Source organism: Serinibacter arcticus, assembly GCF_004786095.1.
GTDB lineage: Bacteria > Actinomycetota > Actinomycetes > Actinomycetales > Beutenbergiaceae > Litorihabitans > Litorihabitans arcticus.
The window spans coordinates 62,096-83,702 of sequence record NZ_RHPJ01000005.1 but is presented as its reverse complement, the minus strand read 5'-3'; the positions used below and the strand labels follow the sequence as shown (position 1 = coordinate 83,702).

Genomic DNA, 21,607 nt, shown 5'->3' with positions numbered 1-21,607 from the left:
GCCGGGCTCGTCCGGCTCAGGGCTCGAGCGACGACGCCGCGGCGCTCCGCAGCAGGTCCGCCGCTGCGTCGAGGCTCGGGGTGCGCAGCGACCACTGCTGCCAGAAGAGCACGACGTCCTCGTGCCACGCGCCCGAGGGGTCGAGTCGCACGAGGTCGGAGGCGTCGGCGACGTCCTCGTCCACGGTCTCGACCTGGAGGTCCGGCAGCATGCCCCAGCCGTAGGAGTGCCGGACGGCGTCGGCGAACTGGGCGGAGGACGGCACGACGTGGGACGACGGCGCCGCGGCGACCCCGCGTCGTCGCAACGCCTCGTGCTGCAGGGCATCGGCGTCGTCGAACACGACCATCGGTGCGAGCGCGAGAGCCGCCGTCGTGACCCCGTCCGGGAACCAGCGGTCGAGGAAGGCGCGTGAGGCGATCGGGTGGTACCGCATCGTGCCGAGCCGTTCCACCGTGCACCCCTGCACGGGCACGGCCTGGCTCGTGACCGCGCCCATGGCCGTGCCGTCGCGCAGCAGGTCGGCGGTGCGGTCCTGGTCCTCGCGCAGGAACTCGATCAGCACCGTGCCTGTCAGCGGCGCCAGGGCCGGGAGCACCCAGGTCGCGAGGGAGTCGGCGTTGACGGCGATCCGCACCCGGGGCCACGTGCCCTCGCCGTCCGGGGTGAGCGTCCGGTCGGCGTCCGCGGTGAGGGCGTCGATCTCACGCGCGAGCCGGAGGACGGCGGATCCCGCGTCCGTCGCCCGCACGGGGCGGGTGCGCTGCAGGAGCACGGCGCCGACCTGCTGCTCGAGCGCCTTCAGGCGCTGGCTCACGGCCGACGGCGTCACGTGCAGGGCCCGCGCCGCAGCGTCGAGACTGCCGTGGTCGACGGCGGCGGCCAGCGCCCGCAGCTGCGGCAGGTCCCACTCCATGGCCGCGAGGCTACCTGAAGCACTGCTGATGAAGCATGAGAAACATTCGTTGGACCACGGGTCGGGCGGTGCCTAGCGTCGTCCTCGTGATCTCCACCCTCGCCGCCGGACTCGTCTTCGGCCTCGGCCTCATCGTCGCCATCGGTGCCCAGAACGCCTTCGTCCTGCGTCAGGGGCTGCGCCGCGAGCACGTCGCTATCGTCGTCGCCATCTGCGCGCTGAGCGACGTCCTGCTCATCTGCCTCGGAGCCGCGGGGGTGGGTGCCGTCGTCGCCAGCAACCGCACGCTCCTCACCGTGGTGACGCTCGCCGGCGTCGCCGTCCTGCTCTGGTACGGCGCGAGCGCGGCGCGTCGCGCGCTACGACCGCAGGCCCTCGTGACGCAGGACGGCGCCGCCCCCGCCGCGCCCGCGTCGAAGGTGGCGCTGACGGCGCTGGCCCTGACCTGGCTCAACCCGCACGTCTACCTCGACACGGTGGTGCTGCTCGGGTCCGTGTCGGCGAGCTACGCGCGGCCGTGGGCATTCGCTGCGGGTGCGGCGATCGGCAGCGTGGTGTGGTTCAGCGCGGTCGGGTTCGGGGCCAGGCTGCTGCGGCCGGTGTTCGCGCGGCCGACGGCGTGGCGCGTGTTCGACGTCGGCGTCGCCGTCGTCATGGTGGTCATCGCGACGAGCCTGCTGCTGGGTCTGCGGGGTGCGCACTGAGTCGCCGCCCGCTCGCGGCTCAGGAGGGTGGCGACGTCACGGCGCCGGTCGCCCCGACGCTCGGATCTCGGGGATCTTGCGCGTCCTGACGATCTCCTCGGCGATGTCGTTCACCTTGCGATTGCTCGTGGTGGACAACCGGCGCAGGACCGACCAGGCCCCTGCTGGGTCGAGGTTGAAGCGTTCCAACAGGATGCCCTGGGCCATCCCGATCGCCTGACGCGAGGAGACGGCGATCTCCAGCCCCTCGATGACCCGCGTGGCCGACAGGCCGGTCCCGGCGTGTCCCGCGAACAGCAGGGCCAGGTCGATCTTGTTCAGGTCGGCGAAGACGTCGGCCTCCTCGGCGTACAGGGTCAGGGCGCCCACCGGCCTGCGGTGGGCGAGCAGCTGCATCATCAGCACCGACCGAAGGCCGAGCTCGGCCGCACGTGGGCCCCATCGGGGCCACCTCGGGTCGAGGGTGACGTCACCGCTGCGAAGCCAGGTGTCCTCGGCGAAGGCATCGAGGACGGGCCCCTGGCCCGCTTCGAACTGGCTCCGGGCGGCCTCGGCGGCCAGGGCGGAGCTCGAACCCAGCACGACGTGGTGACGTTCCCTCGTCGTCGTGACGGTGGCGTGCACGGCGTCGCCGACGTAGTCGATCGCGCCCGCGAGGATCTGATCGACCGTGTCCCGGACGCCGGTCTCATGGTCGATGAGCTCGGCGTGCCGCGCAAGATCGCCGGCGTCGGTGGTGTCCATGCGTGATCTCCTCAGGTTCGGAGAGCCGCCATCATGACCCGTACCGCACTCTGCCAGGTCACGCGCGTCCGCGCACCGGGCTCGACCGGTTCCGACCGCCGGCCTTCCGACGTCCCGTCATCCTGCGGCTGGTGGTCGGCCGTTCCGGGGGCCCACGCCTGGTCGTAGTCGGGGTGGTCGCTGTAGGCCGCCGCCAGGACCTGGAGCAGCTGCTGCCACGGTCGGGCCGAGGAGGGTGGCCCACCCTGCTCGCGGAGCAGCTCGAGGTCGGCGTTCGCCGCCGCCTGCTCCACCACCTGCCGTCGCGTCTCGCAGTCGATGAGGACGCGCTGGGGCGACCACGACCACAGGTGGGCCACCACCGCCAGCTGCGCCGGCCAGGGGTCGACGATGTCGACGACGGTCAGGTTCTCGTCGGTCTGGACGGTGACGCGCCGCAGCCGGTTCCGCGTGGTCGGCACCGCGAAGGTGTGCAGCACCCCGACCGCCGTGGCGGCACTCTCGTCGTCGTCCAGGCGGGCGTGGAGGAAGTCGACGATCCCCACGGGTGAGGCGGGTGCTCCGGTCCAGGGCCCGGGCGGACGTTGCGCATCGCTCTCCACCACAGCCTCGCCACCGATCTCTGCATCGAGAACTGATCGCGGTCCCCACCGCGCACGCGCACCGGAAGCCTCAGGTGGTTGCGCTCCCATCGTGCACGCGTCGGGACCGCACAGGTAGGCGCAGCCCGTCGTCGAGCGTTCGACCCCGGTGGCCGCTCACGTCGAGCTCCGTCACGGCTCCCGTCCGCCGGAGGGGCTCCGCCCCGGCTCGTCCGGCCGCGGGGCGTCGCGACCGTCGATCGCGCGACCACCCGCCGTGAACGACGCGTCGTCGAAAGGGGCGGACGGGGGCGGGGCGACCCGATCAGCGCGGCGTCGGAGGCCTCCTGCTCGCCGGGCGACCGCGAGGTAGGGGGCGAGCGCGCTGTCGAAGTCGGCGACGCCGGCAGCGTCGAGAGCGATCGTGTAGGCCACACCTCGGTGGCTGAAGTCCACCACGGAGATGTCCGCGTCGTCGTCGTCCGGGCCGACGGGGCCGGTCATCGTCGGGACCGGCGTTTCCGGGCGGGGGACGCCTCGAGCGACCCCGGCAGGAGTCGTGGGGCCCGCATCCCCGCGCAGGTCACCACGTCTCGGACTCGTCGCGCTTGAGCGGGATCGTGCGGGTGGCGACGATCTCCTCGGCCAGGTCCCGCAGCTTCCGGTTGTGGATCGAGGAGAGGCGCTGGAGCGCTGCGAAGGTGTCGGCGGTGTCGAGGCTGTAGCGCTCCATCATGATGCCCTGCGCCATCCCGATCATGTGCCGAGAGGTCACGGCCGTCTCCAGGTTCGTGACCAGCTGGGCGGAGGAGAGCGCGAGTGCGGCGTGGGTGGTGAAGACGAGGGCGAGATCGATGTTCTCGCGATCGGTGAACCGGCCGTGATCCTCGCTGTAGAAGTTGACGGATCCGGTCGAGCGACCACGGCTGAGGAGTCGGATGCTCAGCACCGATCCGAGTCCGAGGGCCGCGGCCCGCGGCCCCCACCGGGGCCAGCGCGTCTCGTGGGCGATGTCGCCGCTGCGGTACCACTCGGCATCGTTGAAGGCGTCGAGACAGGGACCCTCGTCCAGGGAGTACTGCAGCTGGTCGGCCTGCTCCGCGACAGATGAAGAGGACCCGAGCGTCGAATAGCTGTTGTGCTGCCTGATCGTGAGGCTGGCGTGGTCGGCGTCGGGGACGAGCTCCAGCCCGCTGGCGATGATTCGGTCGCCGGTGACCGGGGTGTCGTAGTCGCCGCCGTGGAACGCGGCGGCCATCTCGGCCATCTCGGCCATCGTGATGGCGTCGTGCGGTGAAGGCATGAGGAGGCCTCCTTGGATCGGTCGACGGAACGAGCCGCCGAAGCATCCGGGGCCGCTCTGCTGGACCCGGGTCCATTGTGGCAGTTGCTGGGAATGGCAACTGCGCAAATCCCGGACTGGTGTCCTCGGCTTTCGATGTGCGAAAGTGAGGCTCGGTCAAAACCGCGGCCCCGCACGACCGGGGAGAAGTCATGACCGCCGCACGTCGCCACGTCCCGCCGATGCTCGCCCCGTGCCTGCCGTCCGCCGAGGGCCCCGATCCGTGCTCGATGCGGTTGCCCGCCCCCGGCCGGTCCCCGATCGGTCCGGTGGGTCGCTCATGACGACCGCTGGAACCGCCGACCAGGCGGAGGTGCGCTGGATCCGGGCGGGGAGGCCGTGGTGCGCCCACCAGTGGGCGGTCCGCGAGCGTGCGGAAGGATCGGGGACGGGCAATCTGATGTGCGCCATGTGCGGGGTGCGATGGCCCATCGGCACCAGCGCCCCGGGCCCGCGCGGCTCGTCGACCCCGGCCCCGACCCCCACCTCGGAGCCGCAACGGTGACGCGGCGGTCCGGCCGCACCGGGACGCCGTCGCGAATTCAACCCGACAATCTTTTCCCCCGGCGCGAGTCACTTCTCGTCGTCGCGGCGATGAACCGCACCTCCGTGATCTCCCGGCATTGATTCGAGCCGTCACGACGGCGCTGCCGGCGTGGCTGGTCGTCGACGCGCGGTCGGCCCCGGTGGCCACGACGGCTCGCGCGCACCCGTGGGGACGGCGGGGACGATCACCCCGAGGTCGTCGCGGGACGCCTAGTGTCGACAGGTACGTCATCCCGGGCCATGACCGCGCTCGGCGCCTCACTGACGGGCTCAGCCCCAGAGGACAGCTCATGCCGAGATCCAGCCAGTTCGACCCCGCCCCGACCCGCCCCGACCCGCCCGATCTCGATGCACCGAACGACGTCGAGGACCGGTGGGTGCGCGTCGGTCGGCCCTGGTGCACGCACCCGTGGGCCGTCCGCCTCGAGATCGACGGTCGTGCGACGGGCCGTCTCTCCTGCCAGCTCTGCGGTGCGCGATGGGACAGGGGCGGCCCCCCGCCCGCTGCGCGCGGTCGTTCCCGGGGGGACGCCGCACCTGCCTGACCGGGTGCGTCGGTCTGTGCCGTGGCGCCGCCCGGCCACAGCGTCCCTGTGCTCGAGGCCCGTCGTCGCCGTGTCGCAGCGGCCAGCCGCGATCGTCCTGGAGTGCGGGGCAGGGGACCGTGGCGCTCGCGATCACCTCGACGGTCGCCGCTCCGACCTGCTGCTCGACGGTGAGCGGCTACCGCGCCTGTGGCGCCGCCTGAGGCGCCCCGGCCTGCGGGTTGACGGCACGGACGCGGGCGGCGAGACTCGGAAGTGCGTCGAATCGCTTCGACGATCCGCGACGGATACAGGAGTTCGCACGATGACAGATCCCCAGCCCGTCCCGAATCCGCGCACCCCGGAGACCGAGCAGCCGCCCCGCACCTTCGACGGCTTCACGTTCGGCTCCGCCACCGCCGCCTACCAGATCGAGGGCGGCGCGGCCGAGGGTGGCCGGACGCCGTCGATCTGGGACACCTACTCCCACACGCCCGGCGTGACGGAGTTCGGTGACACGGGAGACGTCGCCGACGACCACTACCACCGGTGGCCCGAGGACGTCGGGCACATCGCCCGGCTCGGCCTGGACGCCTACCGCCTGTCGATCTCGTGGTCGCGCGTGCAGCCCGGCGGGTCCGGGCCGCTCAACCCCGAGGGCGTGCAGTTCTACGTCGACCTCCTCGACGCGCTGAGCGCCGCCGGCGTCGAGCCGGTCGTCACGCTCTACCACTGGGACCTCCCGCAGGAGCTGGAGGACGCCGGCGGCTGGCCCGCCCGCGAGACCGCCGTCGCGTTCGCGAGGTACGCCCGGCTGATGGCGGGGGCGCTCGGGACGCGCGTGCACACCTGGACCACGCTCAACGAGCCGTGGTGCAGCGCCTACCTCGGCTACGCGTCCGGCGTGCACGCGCCCGGTCGCACCGAGCCCGCCGCGGCGCTCGCGGCCGTCCACCACCTCAACCTCGCGCACGGTCTCGCCGTCGCGGAGATCCGCGACGTGCTGGGCGCCGACGCCCGCGTCTCCGTCACGCTGAACTTCCACGTGGTGCGCCCGCAGGACCCCGCCAGCCAGGCCGACCGGGACGCCGTCGGTCAGATCGAGGCGCTCGCCAACGGCGCCTTCACCGGGCCGATGCTCGAGGGCGCCTACCCCGAGCGCCTGCTCACCGACACCGCGGCGGTGAGCAACTTCTCGTTCGTGCGCGACGGCGACCTGGCCCTCATCCACCAGCCGCTCACGGTGCTCGGGGTGAACTACTACTCCACGACGATGGTGCGTCACTCGCCGGCGGGCGACGCGACGTCGGACAACTCCGGTCACCGCGAGTCCGCCCACACGCCCTGGGTCGGCGCGGACCGCGTCGCGTTCGTGCGCGAGCCGGGCCCGTACACGGCGATGGGGTGGAACATCGCGCCCGACGCGCTGACCGGGCTGCTGCTCGACCTCTCGCGCCGCTACCCGGACCTCCCCACGATGGTCACCGAGAACGGGGCGGCGTTCGAGGACACCGTCTCGCCGGACGGCAGGGTGCGCGACGTCCGGCGGGTGGGCTACCTGCACGACCACGTGGCCGCCGTCGCCGCCGCACGTGAGGCGGGCGCGGACGTGCGCGGGTACTTCGCGTGGTCGCTGCTGGACAACTTCGAGTGGGCGTGGGGCTACGAGCGCCGGTTCGGGATCATCCGCGTGGACTACGACACCCTCGAGCGCACGTGGAAGGACTCCGCGCGCTGGTACCAGCGGCTCCTCGCCCGGCGCGAGCTGCCCGCTGTGGACGACGTCGACTGACGCCGCCGCTGTGACGGATCCGTTGGGGCCTCCGTCGGTTTAGCGTTAAACTCGCAGCCATGCCCACAGCACGCATGGTCGTCGATCCCGCCTTCCGCGTCGGACCCGTCCGGCCCCGCACCTTCGGCTCGTTCGTCGAGCACCTCGGCCGGTGCGTCTACACCGGCATCCACGATCCCGCGCACCCGAGCGCCGACGTCGACGGGTTCCGCGAGGACGTCGTCGAGCTCGTCCGCGAGCTCGGCGTCACGACCGTGCGCTACCCCGGCGGCAACTTCGTCTCGGGCTACCGCTGGGAGGACGGCGTCGGTCCGCTCCAGGAACGTCCCGCGCGGCTCGACCTGGCCTGGCACTCCACCGACCCCAACACGGTCGGTGTCGACGAGTTCGTGCGCTGGGCCCGCAAGGCCGGCGTCGAACCCATGATGGCCGTCAACCTCGGCACCCGCGGCGTCGCCGAGGCGCTCGACCTGCTCGAGTACTCGAACGTCCGCGGCGGGACGGAGCTGTCCGACCGGCGTCGGGCGAACGGGTCGGAGGAGCCGCACGCGATCTCGCTGTGGTGCCTCGGCAACGAGATGGACGGCCCGTGGCAGACGGGGCACAAGACCGCCGCCGAGTACGGCCGGCTGGCGGCCGAGACGGCACGCGCGATGCGGCAGCTGCAGCCGGACCTCGAGCTGGTGGCGTGCGGCTCGTCGGCGTCCGACATGCCGACCTTCGGCGCGTGGGAGCACGAGGTCCTCACGCACACGTACGACCTCGTGGACCACGTCTCGGCGCACATCTACTTCGCGGAGCACGACGGCGACCTCGCCTCCTTCCTCGCCGCCGGCGTCCGCATGGACTCGTTCATCGACTCGATCGTGGCGACGGCGGATGCCGTCCGCGCCGCGGGCAAGCACGACAAGCGGATCAACATCTCCTTCGACGAGTGGAACGTCTGGTACCAGGACCGCGCGGAGTCGCGACCGCCGTCGGGCGAGGACTGGCCGGTCGCGCCCGTGCTGCTGGAGGACCGGTACACCGTGGCCGACGCCGTGGTGGTCGGCGGGCTGCTGATCTCGCTGCTGCGCCACACGGACCGCGTGCACGCGGCGTCGCAGGCCCAGCTCGTCAACGTCATCGCGCCGATCATGACCGAGCCGGGCGGCCGAATCTGGAAGCAGACCACGTTCCACCCGTTCGCGCAGACGGCGAACCTCGCCCGCGGCGTCGTCCTCCACACCGCCCTCGAGGCGCCGACGTACGAGAGCGCGCGGTACGGCACGGCCGGCCTGGTCGACTCGGTCGCGACGTGGGACGAGGAGGCGGGCGAGCTGGTGATCTTCGCGGTGAACCGGGGGATCGAGGAGTCGACGGAGCTCGCGGTCGACGTCCACATCGAGGGGCTGCACCTGCTCGAGGCGACGAGCTACGCCCACGAGGACCACACGTGGTCCGCGACGGCGGACGACGACGCCACCGTGCTGCCGCGGCCGAACGGCTCGGCCGCGGTGGCCGCCGAGGGCGGCGGTCGTGGCTCCAGGGTGACGATGACGCTGCCGCCGATCTCGTGGAACGTCATCCGGCTCGCGCGGGGCTGACCCGCCGGTGGGTGTCACGTCAGAGCCGGGCGCGCCGCCGGATTCGGACCTGACGCGACAGCCACCGACCCGGCCCCAGCCCCGATCCGGCCCGCCCCACCCCCGGGTGAGGCATCCGCGCCGGAAATGACGCATGATCGAGGGGGCGAGCAACGCAACGATGCTGACAGGTGGTCGGGCAATTGCTAAGTTCGTTAGCAATCGGGAGGGCTGCATGCCGGAAGCACTACGCGTGGCGTCACCACGCATCGCGGATTTCGTGGACGTCGACGGCGTCGCCGAGGTCCGCCGTCGACTCGCCGCGATCCCGCTGGAGCAGCGCCGTCGCGCGGCCGCCTACAGCCCCGACCTGGCGCAGATCTGGGACGTCATCGCGGAGAACCTCAGCGAGGGCAAGCTCGTGCGGCCCGCCATCCTGCTCGCCGTCGCGAACGCCGTCGGCACGCGGGAGGACCAGCACGAGGCCGTGCTGGAGCTGGCCGTCGCCGTCGAGATGCTGCACCACGCCTTCCTGCTGCACGACGACGTCATCGACCACGACGTCGTGCGCCGCGGCCGCCCCAACCTCATCGCCCGCATCGGCGAGGAGCTCACCGCCCCCGACGCGACCGAGGCCGAGCGCCGCGCCGTCGGGGAGGCCGCGGGCATCCTCGCCGGTGACCTCGTGCTCTCCCAGGCTCACCAGTGCCTCGCGCGGCTGCACACCTCCCAGGCCGTCCGGCTCCGCCTGCTCGACCTGCTCCAGGAGACGCTGCAGCACTCGATCGCGGGCGAGCTGGCCGACGTCGGCTTCTCGCGCCAGTCGCTGCGTCCCAGCCTGGACGACGTGCTGGCGATGTCCCAGTCCAAGACCGGGGCGTACACCGTGCGCCTGCCGCTGCTCTGGGCGCTCATCGTGATCGAGGCCGACGTCCCCGACGGGCTGGAGGACTTCGCCGCCGCGCTCGGCCTCGCGTTCCAGCTGCAGGACGACCTGCTGGGCCTGTTCGGCGACCCCGAGCTCGTGGGCAAGGACCCTGTCAGCGACATCCGCGAGGGCAAGTACACGGCCGTCATGGCGCACGCGAGCGACAGCCCGCAGTGGGCCGAGATCTCCACCTACCTCGGCAGCGCCGACCTCACGGCCGACGACGGCGCGCACGTGCTCGCGCTCCTCGAGGCGAGCGGGGCGCGCAGGGCCGTCGAGCAGGACCTCTCCGACGCGCTCGAGCGCGCCCTCCGGCTCGCGGGAGAGTCCGGTCCGCTCGCGCAGGTGCTGCACGCCCTCGTGCTCGCCCTCACGGAACGTCGGTCGTGACCGCGGCCGCGTCACCTGCCGAGGCCGAGGTCAACGCTGCCGCCCTGGCCCGCTACACCCGGGTCGCGCAGCAGTCCGCCGCCCGCGTCATCGCCTCGTACTCGACGTCGTTCGGCGTCGCCACGCGCCTGCTCGCGCCACGCTGCCGCACGAGCATCGCCTCGGTCTACGCGCTGGTGCGCGTCGCGGACGAGGTGGTCGACGGCGTCGGCTCCGCCGCGGGGCTCACGCTCGAGGAGCAGCTCACCGCGCTGCGCGCGCTCGAGGCCGAGGTCGACGGCGCGGTCGCCTCGGGGTTCAGCACCAACCTCGTGGTGCACGCCTTCGCGGTCGCCGCTCGCGCGAGCGGGATCGACGCCACGCAGACGCGACCGTTCTTCGCCTCCATGGAGATGGACCTCGACCCGCGCGACCTCGACCCGGCCGAGCAGGAGGCCTACGTCTACGGCTCCGCCGAGGTCGTCGGTCTGATGTGCCTGCAGGTCTTCCTCGCGGGACGGACGCCGCACGCCGACGAGCTCGAGGTGATGACCGCCAGCGCTCGCGCTCTCGGGGCGGCGTTCCAGAACGTCAACTTCCTGCGCGACCTGGCCGACGACGCCGCGCGCGGCCGCGGCTACCTCCCCGGCGAGACGGCAGGTCGCGAGGCGTCGGCATCGTCCGCGACGGCGACGCCGGCCACCGTTGTGGACGAGGCCACCAAGCGCCTCTGGGTGGACCGCGTCGACACCGACGTGCGCATCGCCAAGCGCGGCATCGCGCTCCTGCCGCGCGACTGCCGCGCCGGCGTCGCCGCCGCGTGCGCGCTGTTCGAGGAGCTCAACCGGCGCATCGCGGCCACCCCGGCCGACCAGCTTGCGCGGCGACGGATCTCCGTCCCCGCCCCCGTCAAGGCGCGCCTCGTGGCCGCCGTCGTCCTGAAGGAGGCTCCGTGGCGCGCGTCGTCGTGATCGGTGCAGGAATCGCGGGGCTGGCCACGGCCGCCCTGCTCGCGCGCGACGGACACGAGGTGGAGATCCTCGAGCGGGGCTCACGCGTCGGTGGACGGGCCGGGTGGATCGACGACGCCGGCTTCCGCTTCGACACCGGACCCTCGTGGTACCTGATGGCCGAGGTGTTCGAGCACTACGCCGAGATGCTCGGCACGAGCATCGAGGAGATGGTCGACCTCCAGGTGCTCGAGGGCTACACGATCCTGGCGGGGGACAGCGGAGCGGCACCGGCGGCTGCTGGTGGTGGTGCCCCGACCGTCGACCGCCTCGACGTCCCGCGCGGCGAGGACGCCGTCAGCGCCATGGCCGAGAGCCTCGAGCCCGGCGCCGGCGAGGAGATGCGCCGCTACCTCGCCTCGGCCCGGTCGGCCCTGACGATCTCGCTGGCGGAGTTCCTCTACAACCCGTTCACGGCCGTCCCCGACATCAGCAGCGCACGCCTGCGCGGCGCGACCCGCGACCTCGTGCGCTGGCTCTCGACGTCGCTCGCGCGCTGGTCGAACGCCCGGTTCGAGCACCCGCTGCTGCGCCAGGTGCTGCAGTACAACGCGATCTTCCTCGGCGTCGACCCGCGCAGGGCGCCCGCGATCTACCACCTCATGAGCCACATCGACCTCGTCGAGGGCGTGCGCTACCCGAAGGGTGGCTTCACCGCGTTCGTGCACGCGCTGCACGAGCGCGCGCTCGCCGAGGGCGTCCGCATCACGCTGGACGCCGAGGTCACCGAGATCCTCGCGGCCCGACGGCGCGGCCCGGCCCTCCCGGTCGGCTCGCGGGGCGAGGTGCGCGGGGTGGTGTGGACCGACGGCGAGGGTGTCGAGCACCGCACGCGGGCCGACGTCGTCGTGTCCGCCGCGGACATGCACCACACCGAGACCCAGCTCCTCGCGCCGGACCTGCAGACCTGGCCCGAGCGCGCCTGGGACCGCACGGTCCCCGGCCCCTCCAGCGTGCTGGTCATGCTGGGCGTCGAGGGCGAGCTGCCCACGCTGCCGCACCACACCCTGCTGCTCACGCGCGACTGGGAGGTCGGGCTCGACGCGGTCTTCCTCGGCAGCCCGACGCCGGAGACCACCTCCCTGTACGTGTGCCGGCCGTCCGCGTCCGACGACGGCGTCGCCCCCGCCGGGAGCGAGAACCTCTTCCTGCTCGTGCCCGTCTCGGGCGAGATCGGCCTGGGGCACGGGACCGGGTACCCGGGTGACGCCCGTGAGCGCGACGTGGACCCCGCCGTCGAACGCCTCGCCGACCTCGCGATCGAGCAGGTCGCGCGCTGGGCGGACGTGCCCGACCTGGCCGAGCGCATCACGGTGCGCCACACGCTCGGTCCCGCCGACTTCGGGACGGACTACCACTCCTGGCGCGACGGCATGCTCGGCCCCTCGCACGTGCTGCGGCAGTCGGCGATGTTCCGCCGCGGCCCCGCCTCGCGCAAGGTCGACGGCCTGTACTACGCGGGTGCCACGACGGTGCCCGGGGTCGGCGTGCCCATGTGCCTGATCTCGGCCGAGCTCGTGCTGAAGTCGATGCGCGGCGACTCCTCGCCCGGACCGATTCCGATGGACGAGGCGCCCGGGGCCGCTCGATGAGCTCGGGGACGACGCAGGTCGTCTCCGTCGTGGCAGGCACGGTGGCGCTCGGCTACCTCGCCTACCGCGGGCTGTCCCGTCTCTCCCGGCGCCGCCGGGACCGGGAGGGCGTGCTCGCCGCGGCGCCGTCGCCGGTCGAGGCCGACGCCGTGGACGACACGTCGGGTGACGGCTCGGCCGGCTCGAACCCGACGGGCAGCGACCGCCGCTACCCGCTGCGCGCCCTCGCCGGCCGCGCCGCCTGGGTGACGTTCGCGGGCGCCGTCGGGGTGCAGATGACGTTCGCGCTCAACGGCGGGACGATCCCGCTGACCGTGGCCAGCGTCGTGCTCATGGCGGCGACCGCCGCGCTGCACGCCACGTCCGTCGGCGGCTGGCGGTTCGGTGTGGGGATGGTCGGCATCGTCGCGGTGCTCACGTGGGTGGCCGAGGCGGTGGGCATCGCCACCGGCTTCCCGTTCGGCGAGTACGCCTACACGGGGTCGCTCGGACCGGAGCTGGCGGGGGTCTCGCTGCTGGTGCTGCTGGCCTGGCTGACGCTCGCCTACCCGGCCTTCGTCGTCGCCACGCGCCTCGTGGGCGAGGGCGGCGGGCTGCGCCGCGTGGGCCGGATCGCGCTGGCCGCGCTGGCGCTCACGGCCTGGGACGTCTTCCTCGACCCGCAGATGGTCGACGCCGGGAACTGGGGCTGGGCCAACCCGGAGCCGTCGCTCCCCGGCACGCCCGGCATCCCGCTGACCAACTACGCGGGCTGGTTCCTGACCTCGGCGGTCATCGCCGCGCTGCTCGACCTGTGGCACGGCCGCGCCCGACGCCTCTGGGACGCGCGCGACCTCGGCGATCCGTCGCGGCAGCGCGCCGACGCCGTGCCGTACGCCGTCTACCTGTGGACGTTCGCCTCGTGCATCCTCGGCAACCTGACGTTCTGGGCCCGCCCGTCGGTCGCGGTCGCGGGCGGCCTCGTGATGGGCACGGTCGCCGTCCCGCTGGTGGCCGCGCTCGCCACCGCCCGCCGCCGTCGCACTCGCGAGGCACTTTCGGGCACTCGCGAGGTGGTTTCGGGCGACCGCGAGGTGCTTTCCGTCGACCACGGCGCCGACCTCGCCGGTCCCGGCAGGTCGTGACCCCTCGATGATCCGTCTCGTGCCCGCCCCGCTCGGGCGGGCCGTCGTGATGCGCAGCGTCGGTCGCAGCCTGCGCACGACCTTCGGCACGATCGCCGTGGCGGGCGAGCTGCCCCGCGGGGGCGCCGTCATCGCCTCGACCCACGGGTCCTGGTGGGACGGTTACGTGCTGGGCGCGCTCGCCGGGGCGGTCGGGCGGCGCTCGGCCGTCATGATGACCTCCGAGCGCCTCGCGGCGTTCCCGTTCCTCCGCCTCGCCGGCGCCACCGGGACCGACGGCTCGCGCGTGCTGGCGCGAGCGGCCGCGGCCGGGCGCTGGGCGGTCCTCTTCCCCGAGGGCGAGATCCAGCCCGGCCGCACCGTCGCCCCGCTGCACCCCGGCGCGGCCTGGGTGGCACGGACCGCGCGCGTGCCGCTGGTCCCCGCCGTCGTGCGCGTGGTCGTGCGCGGCGCCCCGCAGCCCGAGGTGCTCGTGCGCGTCGGCACCCCGATCGACGCCGGTGCCCAGGACAGGCGCGCGACGACGGCGCTGCTGGCCGAACGCCTGCGCACGGAGGTCGCCGCACTCGACGCGGACGTCGCCGTCGCCCACCCGGAGCGACCGGTGCCGGGATACCGCGTGCTGAAGCACGGCACCTCACCCCGCCGCGACAGCGTCGGCTGGCAGGTCAGGATCTTCGCCTGGCTGACGGGCGAGCCGAGCCGTCCCACCCCCCTCGACCGACGGAGCCGATGATGAGCGCCACCACCCGCCGACTCGTGTCCTTCGCGCTCGGCACCCGCCCCGGCGAGCGGGCGACGACGGCGGGCGCGGCCTCCGGCGTCGTCGGCACGATCGCGCTGGGCTACCTCACCTACCGCGCCCTGACCCTCGCCTCGAACGCCGGCGGTCTGCACCGCCTGGGCGACGGCGGCCCGGCCGACGTCGCCCGCACCTCGCCCTCGCGTCGCTACCGCATCAGCCTGCTCGTGCCCGCACGCGACGAGGAGCACACGCTCCCCTCGACGCTGCCGCTGCTCCTGGCCCAGGGCGCGGACGAGGTCGTCGTGCTCGACGACCACTCGAGCGACGCGACCGCGCGCGTGGCCCGCGAGCTCGGCGCCCGCGTGCTGACGGGCGAACCGCTGCCCGACGGCTGGATCGGCAAGACCTGGGCGTGCCAGCAGCTGGCCGACGCCGTGACGGCGAGCGACGCCGACGGAGTCGGTGAGGACGGCGGCGCCGACGAGCGCGAGCACCTGCTCGTCTTCACGGACGCCGACGTGACGTGGCGCCCCGGCGCCCTGGACGAGCTCGTCGCGGAGATGGACCGCGGTCGGACCGACCTGCTGACCGTCTTCCCGCGGCACCGCGTGGGATCGTTCGGCGAGCGTCTGATGGTGCCGCTCGTGGACGCGGCGTTCGTCGGTCACGCCCCCGTCCCGGTCATCCGGTCGCGACGCCGGGGTGCGCTCGCCGCCAACGGCCAGGTCATGGCCTTCCGCCGCGCGGCCTACGAGCTCGCCGGAGGGCACGCGGCGGTGCGCGGCGAGCTGGTCGAGGACGTGCGCCTCGCCCGGCGCGCCCGTGACGCGGGCGCGAGGTTCGACGTCGTGCTCGGAGGGGCGGCGATCGAGGTGCGGATGTACGACTCCTACGCCGCGGCCGTGGAGGGGATGGCCAAGAGCATGCCCGGCCTGCACCGCGAGTCCCGGCTCGTGATGGTCGGCGCGGCCGCGTGGTTCCTGATGACGTACACCCTGCCGTGGCTGCTGCCCGCGACCCCGCTGGTGCGCCTCGTGCGCGCGCTCGGGCTGCTCGATCGCGCGGCGGTGAACCTCCTGGTCGGGCGCACGCGGCCGGTCGAGCTGGCCGAGACGCTGCTCGGGCCGATCAGCCCGCTGGCCGTCCTGCCCGCGTACGCCAAGGCGATCAGCGGGCGGCTCACGTGGCGCGGCCGGACCTATCCGGCGGCCCGACGGGGGTGGCGGCCGTGAGCCGCGTCGTCGTGGTCGGTGCCGGGGTCGGCGGGCTCGCGAGCGCCGCGCGGCTGGCCGCGCTCGGTCACGAGGTGACCGTCCTGGAGGCCGCGATGCGCATCGGCGGCAAGCTCGGCACCTACGAGCGCGACGGCTACGTCTTCGACACGGGCCCCTCGCTCGTGACGATGCCGCAGGTGTTCGCCGACCTGTTCGACGCGACCGGGGCGCCGCTGGCCGACGCGGTGGACCTCGAGCAGCTCGACGTCGCGTGCCGCTACACGTTCCCCGACGGCACCGGCGTCGACCTCCCCGGCCGCATCGAGGAGATCCCCGCCGCGCTCGACGCCGCGCTGGGCTCGGGGACGGGAACGCAGTGGAAGGCGTTCCTCGACGACGCTGCCGCCATCTGGGACGTCGCCGAGCAGCCGTTCCTGCGCTCGCCGATCGGGCGCGGGACGCTCGCCGCGATGTCGTCCGACACGGCCAACCTCACGACCATCGCGCCGTGGCTGAGTCTGCGGCAGTTCGGCGCGCGGCGCCTGACCGACCCGCGGCTGCGCGCGATGCTCGACCGCTACGCGACCTACACGGGCAGCGATCCGCGGCGGGCGCCGTCGGCCCTGGCGACCGTGCCCTACGCCGAGCAGGCGTTCGGCTCCTGGTACGTGCCGGGCGGGCTGCGCGCGCTCGGCGCGGCGATCGCCGATCGCGCGCGCTCGCTCGGGGCCGAGATCCGCACCGGGGTGCGGGTCGCCTCGATCGAGCACGACGGCGGTCGCGTCACCGGTGTCGTGACGGCGGGCGGCGAGCGGCTGGCGGCGGACGTCGTCGTCGCCAACGCGGACGCGAGCCAGGTCTACGGCGAGCTGGTGCAGGGTCCGGCCGCGCGGCGGCGGCTCCGTGCGCTGCGGCGGGCGACGCCGTCGCTCGCCGGATTCGTGCTGCTGCTCGCGCTGGAGGGGCTGCCGGCGGAGCTCCGCGAGCGGGCGGCGCACCACCGCGTGCTGTTCCCGCGCGACTACGACGACGAGTTCGACGCGGTGTTCGGCGTCGGGCGGTACGCGCGCTGGCACGGGGGCGGCGGCCCGCGGCCCGTGGACGACCCCACGGTCTACGTCACGGCGCCGCAGGACGCGTCGATCGTGCCGGGCGGTGAGGCGGGTCTGGCGCGCGGCGAGGGTGCGTGGTTCGTGCTGGTGAACGCGCCGCGGCACGACCCCGAGCACGGCGCCGACTGGGACCGCCCCGGTCTCGCGGAGGCGTACGGGCGGCGGATCCTGGAGGTCATGGCCGAGCGCGGCCTGGACGTGCGGCCGTACGTGCGCTGGGTCGAGACGCGGTCGCCCGCCGACCTCGAGCGCTCGACGCTCGCGCCCGGCGGTGCCATCTACGGCACGTCGTCGAACGGCTCGACGTCGGCGTTCCTGCGCCCGGCCAACCGCGGCCCGCTGGCCGGTCTGTACCTGGTCGGCGGCTCGGCGCACCCGGGCGGCGGTCTGCCGCTGGTGACGCTGTCGGCGGAGATCACGGCGGGGCTGATCGGGCCCGCCTGATCGGTCGGCCCGCCGGGGGTGCGTCCCTTCGAGCGGTGCCGCCGTCCCTTCGGGCGGTCCGACCGGCCGATCGTTCAGGCCCGACGGCGTGTCCGCCCCCGACACGCCGAGCCGGCGGACGCCGCACCGCCCGAAGGCACGGCCACACCGCCTCGAGGGACGGGCTGCCGCCGTCGCCTCACGCCGTGACGGCGGCGCGCACCTCGAGCCGTACCTCGACCGACTTCGACGTCGGCGTCCGGCTGCCCTTCGCGAACGAGTCCAGCGGTACGAGCACGTTCGTCTCCGGGTAGTAGGCCGCGGCGCACCCGCGCGGGGTGTCGTAGGCGACCACCCGGAACGCCTCGGCGCGCCGCTCGACGCCGTCGGTCCACTCCGAGACCAGGTCCACCACCTGGCCGTCGGCGAGCCCGAGGGAGGCGATGTCGTCGGGGTGCACGAACACCACCCGGCGACCGCCGTGGATCCCGCGGTAGCGGTCGTCGAGCCCGTAGATCGTGGTGTTGAACTGGTCGTGGCTGCGCAGGGTCTGGAGCAGCAGCCGCCCCGGCTTCACTCGCGGGTAGACCAGCTCGTTGACGGTGATCTCGGCGCGGCCCGACGGCGTCGCGAACCGTCGCTCGTCCCGCGGCGGGTGGGGCAGGACGAACCCGCCCGGCAGGTCGAGCCGTGCCTCGTAGTCCGCGAAACCGGGGACCACGCGAGAGATCGCCGAGCGGATGAGGCGGTAGTCCGCGCGCCATGCGGCCCAGTCCACGACGGGCGCCCCGGGGCGGCCGGCCAGGACCTTCTCGGCCAGCCGCGTGAGGATCCAGACCTCGCTGCGCAGGTGCTCGCTCGCGGGGTCGAGCCGGCCGCGCGAGGCGTGCACCATGCTCATCGAGTCCTCGACGCTGACGCGCTGCGGCCCGCTCGCCTGCGCGTCCGTCTCGGTGCGCCCGAGCGTCGGGAGGATCAGCGCGCGCCGGCCGGTGGTGACGTGCGAGCGGTTCGGCTTCGTCGAGACGTGCACCGTCAGCCGCATCCGCTGCAGGGCGGCCTCGGTCACGGCGGTGTCGGGCGAGGCCTTGGCGAAGTTGCCGCCCATGCCGACGAAGACCTGGGCCGCGCCGTCGCGCATCGCCCCGATCGCCCCGACGGTGTCGAGCCCGTGCTCGCGGGGCGAGGCGAAGTCGAACTCGGCGTCGATCGCGTCGTGGAAGGCCTCCGGCATGCGCTCGAAGATGCCCATCGTGCGGTCGCCCTGCACGTTGGAGTGGCCGCGCACCGGGCACACGCCCGCGCCGGGCCGCCCGATGTTGCCCTGCAGCAGCAGGACGTTGACGACGTCGCGCAGCATCGCCACCGAGTGCGGGTGCTGCGTGAGCCCCATCGCCCAGCACACGACGGTGCGCCGCGAGCCGAGCAGGGCCTCCGCCGTCGTGCGGATCTCGGCCTGCGTGAGGCCGGTCGCGGTCTCGACCTCGGCCCAGTTCAGCGCGCGCAGGTGCTCCAGGTAGGGCTCGAGGCCGTGCGTGGAGGACCGGAGGAACTCGTGGTCGAAGACCGTGCCCGGCGCCGCCTCCTCGGCCTCGAGCAGCACCCGACCCCACGCCTGGAACAGCGCCTGGTCGCCGCCGAGGCGGATCTGGAGGTGGTCGGTGGCCAGCGTCGTGCCGCCGCGCGCGATGGACAGCGGCTCCTGCGGGTTGGCGAACTTCTCGAGGCCGACCTCGCGCAGCGGGTTGACGGCGATGATCCGCGCGCCGCGCCGGGCGGCCTTCTCGAGCGTCGAGAGCATGCGCGGGTGGTTCGTGCCGGGATTCTGCCCGGCGACGACGATCACGTCGGCGGCAGCGACGTCGGCCAGGCTCACGCTGCCCTTGCCGATCCCGATCGTCTCGGTCAGCGCCGAGCCCGAGGACTCGTGGCACATGTTGGAGCAGTCGGGGAGGTTGTTCGTGCCGAAGCCGCGCACGAGCAGCTGGTAGGCGAACGCCGCCTCGTTCGAGGTGCGGCCCGAGGTGTAGAAGATCGCCTCGTCGGGCGTGCGGAGCGCCAGGAGCTCGGAGGCGACGACGTCGAGCGCCTCGTCCCACGAGACGGGCCGGTAGTGGGTGGCTCCGGTGTCGAGCAGCATCGGGTGCGTCAGGCGGCCCTGCTTGCCGAGCGAGTGGTCGTCCCAGGCGCGCAGCTCCTCGACGCTGTGCTCGGCGAAGAAGGCGGGTCCGGCGACGGCGCGGGTCGCCTCCTCCGCGACGGCCTTCGCGCCGTTCTCGCAGAACTCCGCGGGGCTGCGGTGCTCGGGGTCGGGCCACGCGCATCCGGGGCAGTCGAAGCCGTGGTTCTGGTTGAGGCGCGCGAGCGTGCGGGCCGTGCGGACGGGACCGAGCTCGGTGAGGGTGTGGTCGAGCGCGTGCGTGACGCCGGGCACGCCGGCCGCTCGGCGGCTCGGGGTGGCGATGTGCAGCGCGCTCTCGTCGGTCTGCGGGACCCGGCGGTCGCCGTCGTGATCCCGGTGGTCGTGCAGCTCCTTGACCATGGCCCGCTCCCTCGCTCGCGCTCCCCGACTCCGCTCGACCCTACGCCGCGGCGGGGCGGTCGGCGCTCGCCGCTGTGAGCGGCAGGCGCGCCCGGGCGGCCGCGTCAGCGGATGGCGCTCTCGACGTCCCAGGCGGCGTCCGCCGTCGTGGCCAGGACGGAGGCGGTGCGCGCCGTCGCGATCGTGTGGCGCGAGGAGAACGAGGCGCCGGCGTCCTGCCCGACGAGCTGCACCACTCCCGGCTCCGGCAGCCAGAACCCGAGCCCGTAGGCCAGCTCGTCCTCGGTCTCGGGCGTGCGCTCGCGCAGCATCTCGTCGACCAGCGCGCGCGGCACGATGCGGCCCGCCAGCAGCGCGTCCCAGAAGGTCACGAGGTCGGCCGCCGTCGTCCAGATGCCACCGTCGCCGCCCCCGACGACCGGGAGGTGGTGGACGTTGGTGCGCCACGCGCCGTCGACCTGGACGTAGCCGACGGCGGCGTCCCCCGGCAGCGCGTCGCTGCGCAGATAGGCAGTGCTGACCAGTCCGGCCGGTGCGAGGACCCGCTCGCGCACGAGGTCGTGGAACGGTGTGCCGCAGGCGCGCTGCGCCAGGATCGCGAGCACGACGTACCCGCCGTTGCAGTACGCGAAGTCCGTGCCCGGCGCGAAGGTCTGCTCGTGCCCGCCGAGCACGGCGAGGTAGTCCTCGGGGTCGACGTAGCCGCTCATCGCGCCGGGCAGCAGGTACTCGGCGGTGTCCGCATCGTCGTCGAGGTGGTCGCCGATGCCCGAGCGGTGCGCGAGGAGGTGCTCGATCGAGACGTCGTCGGGGACGAGGGGCAGGTCGTCTCGCAGGATCGAGCGCGCCGTGGTCGCGAGGGTGAGGGTGCCGTCGGCCACGAGGCTCATCACGGCGAGGGCGGTGAAACCCTTCGCGCCGCTCGCGACGGCGACGCGGTGTCCCGGCGTCATCGCGATCCCGTGGCGGCGGTCGGCCAGGCCCCACGCGTGGGTCAGGAGCGTGCGGCCGCCCTCGTCGATGCGGACGACGCCGGCGCTCGGCTCGGCCTCGGCGTCGCGGACGGCGTCGCGCAGGTCGGCGGGGAGAGCCGGGAGGTCGGCGGGGTCGGTGGTCGCGGCATCGGTGGCGCTCATGCGCTCGATCCTCGCCCGATCCCGCGCGTAGCGCTACCTCAATAGTGGAATGGGCCGCGGCAGGGGTGACCGCCGCGGTCGGCAAGCGCCAGATCTCGAGCGAGCGCTCGCCCAGGGAGGAGGAGGTGGCCGTACGACCGCGGCCACCGAGCGTTCAGGCAGGTCAGCCGTCTGCTCGACGTGTTCGGCCGCAGAGAGCCGACCTTTCATGTCTGTCGTCCTCCCTCAGCGAGCCGGCACCCTCGACGATGTGGTGGGCTATGTCCCATGACCGATCCGCCGATCCGCAGCGTCCGCGCCCCGGTCGTCCCCGGACGCCGCTCGCGCGTCGGCCTCGTCCTGATCGCCGTCCTGATCGTCGGCCTCGGCCTCCTCGGCCGGTTCGTCCTTCCGGGCGCGGCGGGCGACGTCGCGGGAGGGCTGCTCTACGCGGCGCTCGTCTACGTCGTCGCCGCGATCGTCGGACCGGCCGCATCGGTGGGGCGACTCGCCCTGGTGGCGCTCGCCGTCGTCCTCGGCCTGGAGCTGTTCCAGCTCACCGGCGTCCCGGCAGCGATCAGCGACGCGTTCGGCCCGGCCCGCCTCGTGCTGGGGTCGACCTTCGTGGTGAGCGACCTCGTGGTCGGGGCGGCCGGGGTCGCCCTGATGGCGACGACCGACGCCGTCCTCGCGGGCCCGCGCCGAGCCCGCTGACGGCG

At 73.8% G+C, this 21,607-nt stretch carries 18 protein-coding genes; 11 read left to right on the top strand and 7 right to left on the bottom strand.

Annotated elements, in window-relative coordinates:
- Window positions 1-16: 16 nt before the first annotated feature.
- Entirely contained in the window at window positions 17-916 is a 900-nt protein-coding gene (locus SERN_RS14595) for a LysR family transcriptional regulator ArgP (RefSeq protein WP_135850896.1), read from the bottom strand.
- Window positions 917-1,002: 86 nt separating this feature from the next.
- Here SERN_RS14595 and SERN_RS14590 point away from each other — a divergent pair, with 86 nt between their 5' ends.
- Entirely contained in the window at window positions 1,003-1,620 is a 618-nt protein-coding gene (locus SERN_RS14590; protein WP_408640879.1) for a LysE/ArgO family amino acid transporter, read from the top strand.
- Between the two features lie 36 nt (window positions 1,621-1,656).
- On the opposite strand, the gene SERN_RS14585 is transcribed toward SERN_RS14590, so the two are convergent.
- The 4 genes from SERN_RS14585 to SERN_RS14570 all read right to left on the bottom strand — a co-directional run bounded on the left by SERN_RS14585 (window position 1,657) and on the right by SERN_RS14570 (window position 4,248).
- Window positions 1,657-2,364 carry a GAF and ANTAR domain-containing protein gene (locus SERN_RS14585; protein ID WP_135850894.1) on the bottom strand — a complete coding sequence of 236 codons (708 nt, stop codon included), beginning with the start codon at window positions 2,362-2,364 and terminating at the stop codon, window positions 1,657-1,659.
- A gap of 11 nt (window positions 2,365-2,375) precedes the next feature.
- Complete coding sequence (locus SERN_RS14580; protein ID WP_135850893.1) at window positions 2,376-2,909, bottom strand: DUF6221 family protein; 534 nt, start codon at window positions 2,907-2,909, stop codon at window positions 2,376-2,378.
- Window positions 2,910-3,137: 228 nt separating this feature from the next.
- On the bottom strand, window positions 3,138-3,449 hold the full coding sequence (locus SERN_RS14575; protein ID WP_135850892.1) for an Lsr2 dimerization domain-containing protein: 312 nt from the start codon (window positions 3,447-3,449) through the stop codon (window positions 3,138-3,140).
- Between the two features lie 79 nt (window positions 3,450-3,528).
- The gene (locus tag SERN_RS14570; RefSeq protein ID WP_135850891.1) at window positions 3,529-4,248 is read right to left on the bottom strand and encodes a GAF and ANTAR domain-containing protein; all 720 of its coding nucleotides are present in this window, start codon (window positions 4,246-4,248) and stop codon (window positions 3,529-3,531) included.
- A 1,434-nt stretch (window positions 4,249-5,682) separates the two neighbouring features.
- Between SERN_RS14570 and SERN_RS14565 the strand changes: the two genes are divergently transcribed.
- The 9 genes from SERN_RS14565 to SERN_RS14525 all read left to right on the top strand — a co-directional run bounded on the left by SERN_RS14565 (window position 5,683) and on the right by SERN_RS14525 (window position 17,252).
- Window positions 5,683-7,149, top strand: coding sequence for a GH1 family beta-glucosidase (locus tag SERN_RS14565; protein ID WP_135850890.1), 1,467 nt, complete (start codon window positions 5,683-5,685; stop codon window positions 7,147-7,149).
- A gap of 59 nt (window positions 7,150-7,208) precedes the next feature.
- Entirely contained in the window at window positions 7,209-8,735 is a 1,527-nt protein-coding gene (gene arfA / locus SERN_RS14560) for an arabinosylfuranosidase ArfA (RefSeq protein ID WP_135850889.1), read from the top strand.
- Between the two features lie 232 nt (window positions 8,736-8,967).
- Entirely contained in the window at window positions 8,968-10,032 is a 1,065-nt protein-coding gene (locus SERN_RS14555; protein WP_158292679.1) for a polyprenyl synthetase family protein, read from the top strand.
- The gene (locus SERN_RS14550) at window positions 10,029-10,982 is read left to right on the top strand and encodes a phytoene/squalene synthase family protein (protein WP_233251729.1); all 954 of its coding nucleotides are present in this window, start codon (window positions 10,029-10,031) and stop codon (window positions 10,980-10,982) included. The genes SERN_RS14555 and SERN_RS14550 overlap by 4 nt, the downstream gene beginning before the upstream one ends.
- Complete coding sequence (gene crtI, locus SERN_RS14545) at window positions 10,964-12,613, top strand: phytoene desaturase family protein (RefSeq protein ID WP_135850887.1); 1,650 nt, start codon at window positions 10,964-10,966, stop codon at window positions 12,611-12,613. The genes SERN_RS14550 and crtI overlap by 19 nt, the downstream gene beginning before the upstream one ends.
- Window positions 12,610-13,737: a carotenoid biosynthesis protein gene (locus SERN_RS14540; RefSeq protein ID WP_199241633.1), complete on the top strand. Its 1,128-nt coding sequence runs from the start codon at window positions 12,610-12,612 to the stop codon at window positions 13,735-13,737. The genes crtI and SERN_RS14540 overlap by 4 nt, the downstream gene beginning before the upstream one ends.
- A gap of 19 nt (window positions 13,738-13,756) precedes the next feature.
- Complete coding sequence (locus SERN_RS14535; protein WP_158292678.1) at window positions 13,757-14,473, top strand: 1-acyl-sn-glycerol-3-phosphate acyltransferase; 717 nt, start codon at window positions 13,757-13,759, stop codon at window positions 14,471-14,473.
- Window positions 14,473-15,714 carry a glycosyltransferase gene (locus SERN_RS14530; RefSeq protein WP_135850885.1) on the top strand — a complete coding sequence of 414 codons (1,242 nt, stop codon included), beginning with the start codon at window positions 14,473-14,475 and terminating at the stop codon, window positions 15,712-15,714. The genes SERN_RS14535 and SERN_RS14530 overlap by 1 nt, the downstream gene beginning before the upstream one ends.
- Window positions 15,711-17,252 (top strand): phytoene desaturase family protein, encoded by a 1,542-nt coding sequence (locus SERN_RS14525; protein ID WP_135850884.1) that lies wholly within the window; start codon window positions 15,711-15,713, stop codon window positions 17,250-17,252. Before SERN_RS14530 ends, SERN_RS14525 begins: the two co-directional genes overlap by 4 nt.
- A gap of 178 nt (window positions 17,253-17,430) precedes the next feature.
- Here SERN_RS14525 and SERN_RS14520 read toward each other — a convergent pair whose 3' ends face one another.
- Entirely contained in the window at window positions 17,431-19,773 is a 2,343-nt protein-coding gene (locus SERN_RS14520; RefSeq protein ID WP_135850883.1) for an FdhF/YdeP family oxidoreductase, read from the bottom strand.
- A 104-nt stretch (window positions 19,774-19,877) separates the two neighbouring features.
- Complete coding sequence (locus SERN_RS14515) at window positions 19,878-20,909, bottom strand: serine hydrolase domain-containing protein (protein ID WP_135850882.1); 1,032 nt, start codon at window positions 20,907-20,909, stop codon at window positions 19,878-19,880.
- Window positions 20,910-21,176: 267 nt separating this feature from the next.
- Between SERN_RS14515 and SERN_RS14510 the strand changes: the two genes are divergently transcribed.
- Window positions 21,177-21,602 carry a DUF2809 domain-containing protein gene (locus SERN_RS14510; RefSeq protein WP_135850881.1) on the top strand — a complete coding sequence of 142 codons (426 nt, stop codon included), beginning with the start codon at window positions 21,177-21,179 and terminating at the stop codon, window positions 21,600-21,602.
- Window positions 21,603-21,607 lie beyond the last annotated feature (5 nt).

Bases quoted from the DNA above. Each gene is read 5' to 3' on its own strand.
- SERN_RS14570 (WP_135850891.1), bottom strand. From the start codon at position 4,248: ATGCCTTCACCGCACGACGCCATCACGATGGCCGAGATGGCCGAGATG.
- SERN_RS14595 (WP_135850896.1), bottom strand. From the start codon at position 916: ATGGAGTGGGACCTGCCGCAGCTGCGGGCGCTGGCCGCCGCCGTCGAC.
- SERN_RS14520 (WP_135850883.1), bottom strand. From the start codon at position 19,773: ATGGTCAAGGAGCTGCACGACCACCGGGATCACGACGGCGACCGCCGG.
- SERN_RS14585 (WP_135850894.1), bottom strand. From the start codon at position 2,364: ATGGACACCACCGACGCCGGCGATCTTGCGCGGCACGCCGAGCTCATC.
- SERN_RS14575 (WP_135850892.1), bottom strand. From the start codon at position 3,449: ATGACCGGCCCCGTCGGCCCGGACGACGACGACGCGGACATCTCCGTG.
- SERN_RS14565 (WP_135850890.1), top strand. From the start codon at position 5,683: ATGACAGATCCCCAGCCCGTCCCGAATCCGCGCACCCCGGAGACCGAG.
- SERN_RS14530 (WP_135850885.1), top strand. From the start codon at position 14,473: ATGAGCGCCACCACCCGCCGACTCGTGTCCTTCGCGCTCGGCACCCGC.
- arfA (WP_135850889.1), top strand. From the start codon at position 7,209: ATGCCCACAGCACGCATGGTCGTCGATCCCGCCTTCCGCGTCGGACCC.
- SERN_RS14510 (WP_135850881.1), top strand. From the start codon at position 21,177: ATGACCGATCCGCCGATCCGCAGCGTCCGCGCCCCGGTCGTCCCCGGA.
- SERN_RS14515 (WP_135850882.1), bottom strand. From the start codon at position 20,909: ATGAGCGCCACCGATGCCGCGACCACCGACCCCGCCGACCTCCCGGCT.
- SERN_RS14540 (WP_199241633.1), top strand. From the start codon at position 12,610: ATGAGCTCGGGGACGACGCAGGTCGTCTCCGTCGTGGCAGGCACGGTG.